This window comes from Thioalkalivibrio sp. ALMg9, assembly GCF_000380625.1.
Taxonomy (GTDB): domain Bacteria; phylum Pseudomonadota; class Gammaproteobacteria; order Ectothiorhodospirales; family Ectothiorhodospiraceae; genus Thioalkalivibrio; species Thioalkalivibrio versutus.
Genome location: NZ_AQYC01000007.1, coordinates 23,979 through 35,030 on the forward strand (window position 1 = coordinate 23,979; position 11,052 = coordinate 35,030).

Below are 11,052 nucleotides of genomic sequence, written 5' to 3' on the forward strand. Positions count from 1 at the left end.
CGCTAATGCTGCCCGCCGCGGTGGATGTGCTGGTCGTTGGTCTGGGCCCGGGCGGGGCCTCGGCCGCGCGTGTGTGTGCCGAGGCCGGGCTGTCGGTGCTCGCGGTCGAGCGTAACAAGGCCTTCGGCGAGCCGGTGCAGTGCGCCGAGTTCATTCCAAACCCGATGGGCGCGTACGCGCAGCCCGACGGCGTGTTGCTGCAGCGGATCGACGCGATGCAGAGCTTCCTGCCCTCCGGCGCGGTGGAACATTCCGACTTCCCGGGCCTGATGGTGGATCGCGGCGAGTTTGATCGCGCCATCATCCGTGCCGCCGAGGCGAACGGGGCGCAGCTGGTGACCTCGACTCCGCTGGTGGCGGTGGACGCGGAACGTCATACCGCCCGGGTGAAACACGCCGGTGACGAACACGAGATCGGCTACCGCGTGCTGATCGCGGCCGATGGGCCGCATTCGCCGGTCGCCGAATCGCTGGGCCTGCCGGCCCTGCCGACGGTGCAGACCCGCCAGTACACCGTGCCGCTGAACAAGCCCTACACCGCCACCGATGTCTGGTTGTCCGATGACTACCCGGGCGGTTACGCCTGGCTGTTCCCCAAGGGCCAATGGGCCAATCTTGGCCTGGGCGCGGACAAGCGCATTGCCGGTGATCTCAAGGCGCCGCTGGAGTCCCTGCATGCCCAGCTGGTCGATCAGGGCCTGCTGGGCGAGGAGATCCGCTACCGCACCGGTGGGGCGATCCCGGTCGGCGGCCTGCGGGAGTCGCTGGTGGCCGGCGACGTGCTGTTCGTCGGCGACGCGGGTGGCCTGACGCACCCGATTACCGGGGCCGGTATTGCCGCAGCGGTGGTTTCGGGCGAGGCCGCCGGCGAGGCCGCGATCGGCCACCTGGAAGGCGACGCCGAGGCCCTGGCCGACTACGACGAGGACATGCGCGACCAGTACGGGCCGGCGCTGGATCGCGCCTGCGAGCGGCGCGCCTTCCTCAACGAACACTGGCGAACCCCGCGGGCGCAGGAAGATGCCACTCAGCGCCGCGGATGGATTGCATTTTCCGAGTATTTCAACGATGGTGACCGGGCCGCGTAATCGGCCCCGGTCGACGGATGCCTGGCATCCCCGAGACAACGCTGGAGGAATTCCATGAGTGCAAGTGCAGAGGAGATGGTCGCGCCGATCAACTTTTATCGGCCCGACTATCACATCAAGACCCCGGACATGCGTTCGCCGGAGTACGTGCAGATGTCCACCGCGGCCGCGATCACGCTGGGCCTGGTTCCGGGCACCATGCATCGCACGTCCTGCACGCACTGCCTGAACCTCCTGGTCACGTACCCGGAAGGCTGCCGTGCCAACTGCTCCTACTGCGGTCTGGCCCGCCACCGCGAGGAATCGCGGGATTACGCCGACCGCAACTTCATCCGCGTCGACTGGCCGACCGCCAAGTACGACGAGGTGATCGAACGCGTGAAGAACCACGCCGACGCCGGCCAGTTCGAGCGCATGTGCATCTCCATGATCACCCACCCGAACTCCGACGCCGACACCGTCGAGCTGCTGGAGCGCTGGGTCGCCGAGGTCAACCATATCCCGGTGTCGATCCTGTCCAACCCGACCACGATGAGCTATGAAGACCTCCAGCTCCTGCGCGACAAGGGCGCGGACATCTTCACCGTCGCGCTGGACGCGGTCACCCCGGAGATCTTCGAGCGCACCCGCGGCAAGGCGGTCGAGAGCCCGCACAGTTGGGACAAGTACTGGCAGTCCATCGAGTGGGCCGCCGAGATCTTCGGCCCGGAGAAATTTGGCGCGCACCTGATCTGCGGCATGGGCGAGACCGAGGAAGAGATCCTGCAGGTCTGCCAGCGCATCCGTGACCTGGGTGGCCACAACCACATGTTTGCCTTCTTCCCGGAAGAGGGCTCGCTGATGGAAGACTGGAACCCGGTCCCGCGTGACCAGTGGCGCCGCGTGCAGCTCGGTCGCTTCGTCATCGACTACGCCGGTGGTCGCATCGACGACATGAAGTTCAATGCCGACGGTCAGGTAGTGGACTTCGGTCTGCCGCAGGCCGAGGTGGAAGAACTGATTGCCTCCGGCAAGCCGTTCCAGACCTCCGGCTGCCCCGGCAAGTCGGACGAGGAGGTCTCGGCCTGCAACCGCCCGTATGGCGATTCCAGCCCGACGGACATCCTGTCCTTCCCGTTTGCGCTCAACTCGACCGATGTCGGGTTCGTCCAGCGGCAAATGGCCGGGGAGGATGTCGGCACCTTCGACTTCGACGCCGACGAGGCGGAAGACGAGAAGACAGCCTGAAATCGATAGTGGTAGTATCCAGCGAAAGCCCCGGAACCCCCGGGGCTTTCGCACGTCAGGGGATCAATAAGACTTTCTGAATATTCAGGTTTCGAGCAGGGTTATCAAGGCCATTCGCCCGAGTGCCCTTGAACACACCTGCCGAAAAACTCGCGCCACAGTCGGTCACCGTGGCGCGGGCCGTGGGAACACCACCAAGACCGGACCGGCGGCGATACAAGGGGGCCGCGCGGAACCGGGGTGTTCGCACAACACAACAAGAAGACCACCAAAGGAGATAAAAGATGGAAGCACGCTTCATTCGCCGCAGCCTGGTGACGATCGCGGTCGGCCTGGCCATGGGCTCCGCCGGCGTCGCGCACGCCACCAACGGCTACTTCGCCCACGGCTACGGCACCAAGGCCAAGGGCATGGGGGGCGTCGGCATGGCGATCTCCCAGGATTCCTACGCCCCGGGCATCAACCCCGCCGGCATCGCCGGCATGGAGACCCGCATCGATGGCTCGCTGACCTACTTCCGGCCTGAACGCTCCGTAACGTTCCATACCGAAATGGGCGACATGTCGGTGGACTCCGATAGCGAGGATTTCTTCATTCCGTCGATCGGGTATGTACAGCAGATCGATGAAAACCGATCCTGGGGGATTGCCCTGCTAGGCAACGGGGGTATGAATACCGATTATCCCGCCGTGGAGAACCCGGGCTGTCAGGGGCAGGGCAGCGGGATCTTCTGTACCGGCGCTGCAGGTGTGAATCTTGAGCAGTTGGCGATCATTCCGACCTACGCTCAGAAGTTTGCGGATGGCCGGGTTAGCGTAGGCGTGAGCCCGGTTATTAGTTATCAGCGTTTTAGTGCCAAAGGCACCGAGGCGTTTGGCGGTCTTAGTGCCGAACAGGGTGAAAATCTGGCCGGTGATCGTACTGATACCACTTGGGGTTACGGTGCCCAAATCGGGTTCCAAGCAGAACTAGCTGAGGGCGCCCGGGTGGGTGGTAGCTATCGTTCGAAGATCCGTAACGGCGACTTCGATGACTACAGTGGTCTGTTTGCTGACGGTGGCAGCTTCGATATCCCGTCCACCTATGGTCTCGGTATGTCGGTCGATGTCACGCCTCGGTTGACGCTATCTGCTGACTATCAGCGCATCAAATACTCGGATGTCGATGCTATTTCGAATCCGGCATCCAATCTCATGTTGGGGCAAGATGGCCTGTTGGGCGCAAGGAACGGCGCGGGATTCGGTTGGGAAGATATCAACATTTTCAAGTTTGGGGCTCAGGTCGAGGCCGGTAATGACTGGACATGGCGCGTGGGCTATAACCGTGGGGAGAACCCCATCCCGTCGAGTGAAGTCCAATTCAATATTTTGGCCCCGGCCGTGATGAAGGATCACTTCACGTTTGGATTTACCAAGGGCTTTGGCGAGCATCACGAGCTCAATTTTGCGGCGATGTATGCGCCGAAGCAGAGCGTAAGAGGACCGACGGCCGACTTCAGCGGCGGGATGCCGCCTGCCCAAGGTCCAGACGCAACGATCGAGATGCGTCAGTACGAGCTCGAGATCGGGTACGCGTACCGGTTCTGATCGGGAGGTCCGGGGCGGTCGCCTGACCGCCGTGGGCTTTGGTATTGCGCGCCTGGGAGGGGCGCGCCGGCCTTGAGGGGAAGGCCGGATCCGCCAGGGACGGCGGGTGATTCTGAAGTTCGTGACGCACCGGGGGGTGCGTTCCGGGCCCTTCTTCCTGCCGAGCATTCCGCTCGAACCTATTAGTGAATTCAAAGGAGGATGCCATGCGAGCAATCCACGCCTTGCGCGGGAGCGTCCGTGCGGTCGGTATGGTCGCGGCGGTTGCGCTGTTCGCGGCGAGCCAGACCGTGGCGGCCGATACCTATCGCCCGTTTGTACTGGCCTACACCGAATCGGGGACCGATGTCTCCGGCGAGGCTGCCAGTGTACGGGAACGCCTGGAGGGGGCCGATTTCCGGTTTCTGGGCGAATACCCCGTCAGCAATGACCGACACGTGGTTGTGGTCACCCACGATGACCTGCTGTCCGTCGCCGGCTCGGAGGAGCGGGGTGGCTATATCGCCCCGATCCGCGTGGCCGTAACCGCGGTCGATGGCGAGCTGCAGGTGAGCTACAACAACCTCGAGTACTTCCGTCACGCCTATCGCCTGGATCGTCCGGTCACGGGTGTCGCCAACCGCCTGTCCAGCACTCTGGGTGCCGAACGCGAGTACGGTTCCGAGGACGGGCTGAGCGAACGTGATCTCGGCCGCTATCGCTATACCTTTGGCATGGAGCGCTTTGATGCCCCGTACGAGCTGGCCAGTCATGGCTCCCGGCGGGCGGCGCTGAGCGAGCTGGATGGCAATCTCGCATCCCGTGTTGCCGGGGTCAGCGAGGTCTACCGGGTGGACATCCCGGGGCAGGACGTCACCGTGATCGGCGTGGCCGTGCGCGAGGCCGACGGGGCCGCCCAGGACTCGGCCGACCTGCACCAGCTCGGCATCGTGGACGTGGGCGAGTTCCGCCATACCGCGACCGTGCCGCTGGAGATCATGGTCCGCGGGGGCGAGGTGGAGGCGCTGCACATGCGTTTCCGCAAGGCGCTGCATTTCCCGGATCTGCGGATGCTGGGGGACAACAGCTTCATGCGTCTGCGCAGCTCGCCCGGCGCGCTGGAGGAGACCCTGAAGGCGGTCGCCGGCTTTGAGGAGCAGGAAGATAGCGGATTCGAGTGGTAACCCCGCTATAATCCGTACGCGCCATGGAACGGCGCAAGGGGTGGCGGAATTCCCGCGTACCCCACTCAAGAACCCCGGTCTGCCGGGGTTTTTTTACGGCCCGGGCACGCAGTTGTTTTATGCTCCCGCAACACTCGCGGCAGGATGCACATCCATGAAATCGATGAAGATCGCCAATATTGGCGAGATCCGCAACGAACTCAACAAGTACAAGAAGGGCAAGAAGCTCGATATCCATCAGTTCAACCAGGTCGCGCGCCTGGCCTGGCTCGGCAAGATCGTGATGCAGCCGCTGGATCTGGAGGATGCCGAGTGCAAGTCCTTCCTGGTCTACATCCAGGAGCCGGAAGAACTGGCCGCGCACTTCCTCGACACCGACCAGGAGCTGTCCGGCGGCATCCATATCATCGATGGCGAGCAGGCCATGGCCATGGTCGAGATCATGCGCAGCGGTGTGGAAGAACGCGCCAAGTTGTACGAGGACCTCTCGCGCAGTGACTTCTATTTCCGTTACTTCTACCAGCCCGGCCAGGAGGACAAGGCGGACGATCCCGCTGCCGGCCAGGACAAGACCGAGGGCTGACACTTGGTCGCATCGACGGTGACCCCGGAGTGGATCGACGCCGGGGCTCGCTCCGCCGAGGAACTCCACGCGCTGTATGCGGGGCTGGCGACCATGACCTCGCCGGACGCCCCCCCGCGCGTACTCTGGACGCACGCCCGCGAGCCACATATTTCGGTCGGCGCCAGCCAGGATGCTGCGTCCGATCTGGACCTTGCGGCCTGTGCGGAGCAGGGCGTCCCGGTGGTGCGGCGCCCGCTGGGCGGTGGCTCGGTCTGGGTGGATGCCGATCAGGCCTGTTTCTTCCTGATCCAGCCGCGTCATGTCCTCGCTCGGGGGCATCGCCACTTGTTTGCCATGGGCCTGGGCATTGCGATGGATGTCCTGCGCGAGCTTGGGCTGGAGGGCGTGGAGGCGCGGGGTCAGGATGTCTGGGTCCAGGGGCGCAAGATCATGGGCACCGGCGCGGCCACGCTCGACGAGGGCTGCGTTTTCGGGGCCAGCTTCCTGCGGCACTTCCCGGTCGAGCGTTTTCTCGCCTGTGTCCATGCCCCTAGCGAGGGCTACCGCGACTGGCTGCGCCCGGCGCTGGAGACCGGCATGACGGATTGCGCCCGTCAGTGCCCGGAGCCGCCCGAGCCCGCGCAGGTCGAGGCCGCCCTGCGCGCGGTCCTGGAGCGCCGTTTCGGCGTGCCGGTGCGGGTGATCGAGCCGGACCGAGACACCATCGAACAGTGGCTGGCGGCCGGGCGCGAGGAGCTCGAGGATCTGGCCGACGGGCAGGGATCGCCTGCAGTGCGCGACGGGATTCGGGTGAACCGCGACAACCACGTGTTCGAGACCCGCGGGGCCTGTGGGCGCCTGCGCCTGCACGTCGAGGGCTCGCACATCGCACGGGTCTGGTGCGAGGACCCGGCGACCACCGCCATCCTCGAGGAGCATCTGATTGGCGAGTCCCCGGAGCGCCTGCGCGTGCGCTCGCGCCTGAATGGCCAGCTCGACGCCCGCATGGTCGACGAGATCAGTGCCCGCATCGACGGGCTCTATCGCGGAATCGCGGCGGCCTGACCCGCCCATTCCGTTACCCACGAACGCCGGAGATGCCGTATGTCCGAACCGACGATCGAACGCCGCCTGGAGAAACGCGTCATCCTGATGACGCAGGATGCCGGCTTGACCGAGCGCATGCAGGCCCAATTGCCGCAGGGCTGGCAGTTGCACCGGGTGACCGACCTGGATGAGCTCGGTCCGTGGAACGAGATCCTGCTGTATCGCTTCCTGCTGCTGGATCTGGACGAGATCGAGGCCTTCGACCCGCTGGACGTGATCCGGATGCTGCGCATGGAATACCAGATCAATCTTCCGGTATTCTGCTTCGGCGGGGATCAGGACATCCAGGACGAGATGCGCCTGGCCCGCGCCGATCGTTTCTTCGGGCGCGACGAAATGATCGACAAGCTTCCCGAGTTCATTCGCCAGTACGACTGGTAACGGGCCCCGGTCCGGCCTGACGGCCGGACGCAGCGTTACAGGGAGATCGTGGCATGGAACCCATCATCCGGGTGCGCGAGCTGTACAAGGTCTTCGGGCCGAACCCGCAGGAAGGCCTGCGCCTGATCGAGGACGGGCTGGACAAGGACACCATCTTCGAGCGCACCGGCAACACGGTGGGCGTGAAGGACTGCAACCTCGATATCGCCGAGGGCGAGATCTTCGTGGTGATGGGGCTGTCCGGGTCGGGCAAGTCCACCCTGGTGCGTCTGCTTAACCGCCTGATCGAGCCCACTGCCGGCACCGTGGAGGTCCGTGGGCGTGACGTCACGCGCATGAGCCAGCGCGATCTGATCCGGTTGCGCAGCGAGGATCTGGCGATGGTGTTTCAGTCTTTCGCCCTGATGCCGCACAAGACCGTGATCGACAACGCCGCCCTCGGCCTGGAGATCGCCGGGGTCGGCCGCGCCCGCCGCCGTGAACGCGCCCAAGAGGCCCTGGACCAGGTGGGTCTCAAGGCCCATGCCCGCAGTTATCCGGATGAACTTTCCGGCGGCATGCAGCAGCGCGTGGGCCTGGCCCGTGCGCTGGCCACCGACCCCTCGATCATGCTGATGGACGAGGCCTTCTCGGCGCTGGACCCGTTGATCCGCACCGAGATGCAGGACCGCCTGCTGGACCTGCAGCGCGAACACCGACGTACGGTCGTGTTCATCTCCCACGATCTCGACGAGGCGATCCGGATCGGGGATCGCATCGCCATCATGCAGGGGGGCGAGGTGGTGCAGGTCGGTACGCCGAAGGAAATCATCACGCACCCGGCCAACGAATACGTGCGCTCGTTCTTCCACGGCGTGGACATCACCCAGGTATTCCAGGCCTGCGACATCATGGACAGCGAGAACATCCCGGTACTGGATGCCGATACCACGGCCGGTGAGGCGCGCAACCGCATTGCCCACGTGCCGGGTAACGAGGCCGTGATCGTCGATGCCGGCGGGCGCTTCCAGTCCGTCGTCCAGGCCAAGCGTCTGGGCGAGCTTACCCTGGATCGCGCCGCCAGCGACGTCGCGGTGGAGGTGGAGGCGGTCCCCGAAGATACGGCGTTGGCCGACCTGCCGCGGCGTGCTGCGCAGAGCCCGGTATCCATCCCGGTGGTGGATGGCGAGGGCCGGTTCCGCGGCCTGGTAACCCTGCAGCGCCTGGTCGAGGCCCTGGACCGCAGCCGCAACGCGGCCGCCGCGAACGGAGATTACTGACATGGAGGGGCGCATCAATATCCCGGTGGGCGACTGGATCGAGAATGGAGTCGACTGGATCCTCGATAACCTGGAGCCGGCGCTGGACGGTATTGCCTGGTTCCTGGGGCTGCTGACCAATTCCTTCGAGGGGGCCTTGCTCGCGATCCCCGCCTGGCTGCTGGTGCTGGTGCTGGTGGGGCTTAGCTGGTGGCGGGTCAGCTGGCGCTTCGGCATCTTCGCCATCGTGGCGCTGGGCCTGATCCTCGGGATGGACCTGTGGGAGCCCACCATCAAGACGTTGTCGCTGGTGCTGGCGGCCACCGCCGTGGCGCTGGCGATCGGCATGCCGGTCGGGGTCGCGATGGCGCGCAGCGACTGGCTCGAGGCCTCCATCCGCCCGGTGCTGGATCTGATGCAGACCATGCCGCCCTTCGTCTACCTGATCCCCGCCGCGATCTTCTTCGGGCTGGGCACGGTGCCCGGCGCGATCGCCACGGTGGTGTTCTGCATGCCGCCGGTGGTGCGTCTGACCAATCTCGGCATCCGCCAGGTAAACCGCGAGCAGATCGAGGCCGGGCTGGCCTTCGGTTGCAATCGGCGCCAACTCCTGACCAAGATTCAGTTGCCTCTGGCGATGCCGTCGATCATGGCCGGCATCAACCAGACCATCATGCTGGCGCTCTCCATGGTGGTGATCGCGTCGATGATCGGTGCCGGCGGGCTTGGCAACACCGTGCTCACCGGTATCCAGCGGCTCGATGTCGGGCTGGGGTTCGAGGGCGGCCTGGGGGTCGTGATCCTCGCCATCCTGCTCGACCGGATCACTCAGAGCGTAGGACTGCGGCGCAAGGCGAGCCGTTGACCGGCCCTCGCGTCGCGCTATCCGTTTCACTCGAAGGAAGGAGTAGCACGATGAACAAGACACTGACTTCAACCCTGCTGGGCGGCGTGCTGGCCGCCTCCATGGGGCTCTCCACGGTCCAGGCCGACGATATCCAGATTGGCTGGACCGCGTGGTCCGACGCCGAGTTCGTGACCCGGCTGGCCGAACGCGTCATCGAGGACGAGATGGGCTACTCGGTCGATCTGATCCAGACCGATATCGCCCCGCAGTACCAGGGTCTGGCCTCCGGCGACATCGACATGATGCTGATGGCCTGGCTGCCAGGGACCCACGCCGACTACATGGATCGTGTGGGTCAGGACGTGGTGAACCTGGGGCCGCTGTACGGAAACGCCCGCCTTGGCTGGGTGGTGCCGGACTATATCCCCGAGGACGAGCTCGGTTCCATCGAGGACCTGAAGAAGGACTCCGTGCGGGACAAGCTGAATGGCCGCATCACCGGGATCGACCCGGGCGCGGGCCTGACGCGGCTGTCGGAAGAGGCCATGGAGACCTACGACCTGGATGGCTACAACCTGCAGATCTCCTCCGGGGCGGGCATGACCTCCGCGCTGGAACGCGCCATCCGTCGTGACGAGTGGATCGTGGTGACCGGCTGGAGCCCGCACTGGAAATTCGGCGCCCATGATCTGCGTTACCTCGAAGACCCGGAAGGGGCCCTGGGCAGCTTCGAACGGATCCATGCCCTGGCGCGTGAAGGCTTCGCCGAGGAGTACCACGACGTGGCGATGATGATCTCGCGTATGCACCTGGATCTCGAGGTCCTGGAAGACGCGATGTTTTACGCCCAGGAAAACTCCTACGCGGAGGCCGTGGATCGCTTTATCGAGGACAACCCGAAGTACGTGCAGTACTGGGTGACCGGCGTGATCGACTGATCACCGCAGGCCATGGCCATGCCCGAAAGCCCCGCTCCGGCGGGGCTTTCTTCGTCTGGGCCCCGACTCCATTGTTAACCACGAAGCGCACGAAGATACGAAGAAGGGCCAAGGCGATTGCACCACGGAGGACATGAACCGCACGCGGAAGCCCGATTCGGGGGCGGGCGACGGGTCGATCGGAACACCTTGTCGGCATTCTCTGATCACCATGAAGGCGCCCCTCCCTCGCCATCCCGGAAACCGCGCAGCGGTTATCCGGGATCGCCACCGCTGGAGATCTCCCGGACGTCCGGGGCTCGGGCTCGCCCGGGAGATCCCGGCTCTCCGCTTCGCTGCGGCCGGGATGACGAGGAGGTATGCGGCCGGGATGACGAGGGGATATGCGGCCGGGATGACGAGGGGATATGCGGCCGGGGATAACGAGGGGCATGCGGCCGGGGATGACGAGGGACGGTTGTGGCTGGACCCGAAACGCGAAAGGCCCCGGGCAGGTTGCCGCGGGGCCTTTCGCTGTTGCCGTCCCCGATGGAGCGGGGCCGCGCTGGCCGGACTGGATCAGCCGATCCAGGCGTGTTCCAGCACGTCGATGCGGACCTTCTCGTGGAAGGTCTCGCCATTGCCCTCGATCACCAGGTCGCCAATGCGGGTGCCGGCGGTGTCGTAGCTGAACTTGCAGTCGAAGGTGCCCGGCAGGGACACGCTGCCCTCGCACAGGGTCTCGCCTTCCACGGAGAACGAGCACTGGGCGCTGCCGGAGCCGTTCAGCACGGCCTGCAGCCGGAATTCCTCGTTGACCGGACGACGGTAGAAGTTCGGGTCGCGGTTCGGGTTGTACTGCAGGTTGTTCAGCTTGACGAGCTTGACAAGTTTCATACCGGGTCCTCTATTGAAGCGCTGAATCCGAGTGAC

General features: G+C 65.0%; 11 protein-coding genes. 10 read left to right on the top strand and 1 reads right to left on the bottom strand.

The features are described from left to right. The first annotated feature begins 5 nt into the window (after positions 1 to 5). The 10 genes from F792_RS0103700 (at position 6) to F792_RS0103745 (ending at position 10,140) form a co-directional block, all read left to right on the top strand. A complete protein-coding gene (locus F792_RS0103700; protein WP_018168418.1) occupies positions 6 to 1,088 on the top strand; it encodes an NAD(P)/FAD-dependent oxidoreductase in 1,083 nt (360 codons plus the stop codon). A 54-nt stretch (positions 1,089 to 1,142) separates the two neighbouring features. Next, positions 1,143 to 2,315: a radical SAM protein gene (locus F792_RS0103705; protein WP_018143997.1), complete on the top strand. Its 1,173-nt coding sequence runs from the start codon at positions 1,143 to 1,145 to the stop codon at positions 2,313 to 2,315. Between the two features lie 284 nt (positions 2,316 to 2,599). Next, positions 2,600 to 3,901, top strand: a complete 1,302-nt coding sequence (locus F792_RS0103710) for an OmpP1/FadL family transporter (protein ID WP_018168419.1) — start codon at positions 2,600 to 2,602, stop codon at positions 3,899 to 3,901. Positions 3,902 to 4,107: 206 nt separating this feature from the next. Continuing rightward, complete coding sequence (locus tag F792_RS0103715; RefSeq protein ID WP_018168420.1) at positions 4,108 to 5,064, top strand: hypothetical protein; 957 nt, start codon at positions 4,108 to 4,110, stop codon at positions 5,062 to 5,064. 154 nt (positions 5,065 to 5,218) lie between these two features. Further along, positions 5,219 to 5,647, top strand: a complete 429-nt coding sequence (locus F792_RS0103720) for a hypothetical protein (RefSeq protein ID WP_018143994.1) — start codon at positions 5,219 to 5,221, stop codon at positions 5,645 to 5,647. A gap of 3 nt (positions 5,648 to 5,650) precedes the next feature. Continuing rightward, entirely contained in the window at positions 5,651 to 6,694 is a 1,044-nt protein-coding gene (locus F792_RS0103725; RefSeq protein ID WP_018168421.1) for a lipoate--protein ligase family protein, read from the top strand. Between the two features lie 39 nt (positions 6,695 to 6,733). Next, complete coding sequence (locus F792_RS0103730; RefSeq protein ID WP_018143992.1) at positions 6,734 to 7,117, top strand: hypothetical protein; 384 nt, start codon at positions 6,734 to 6,736, stop codon at positions 7,115 to 7,117. A gap of 53 nt (positions 7,118 to 7,170) precedes the next feature. Further along, the gene (proV, locus tag F792_RS0103735) at positions 7,171 to 8,376 is read left to right on the top strand and encodes a glycine betaine/L-proline ABC transporter ATP-binding protein ProV (protein ID WP_018168422.1); all 1,206 of its coding nucleotides are present in this window, start codon (positions 7,171 to 7,173) and stop codon (positions 8,374 to 8,376) included. A gap of 1 nt (position 8,377) precedes the next feature. Continuing rightward, positions 8,378 to 9,220: a proline/glycine betaine ABC transporter permease gene (locus F792_RS0103740; protein ID WP_018168423.1), complete on the top strand. Its 843-nt coding sequence runs from the start codon at positions 8,378 to 8,380 to the stop codon at positions 9,218 to 9,220. A gap of 50 nt (positions 9,221 to 9,270) precedes the next feature. Next, the gene (locus tag F792_RS0103745) at positions 9,271 to 10,140 is read left to right on the top strand and encodes a glycine betaine ABC transporter substrate-binding protein (RefSeq protein ID WP_018168424.1); all 870 of its coding nucleotides are present in this window, start codon (positions 9,271 to 9,273) and stop codon (positions 10,138 to 10,140) included. A 558-nt stretch (positions 10,141 to 10,698) separates the two neighbouring features. Here F792_RS0103745 and F792_RS0103750 read toward each other — a convergent pair. Continuing rightward, complete coding sequence (locus tag F792_RS0103750; RefSeq protein WP_018143988.1) at positions 10,699 to 11,016, bottom strand: hypothetical protein; 318 nt, start codon at positions 11,014 to 11,016, stop codon at positions 10,699 to 10,701. Positions 11,017 to 11,052: the final 36 nt, after the last annotated feature.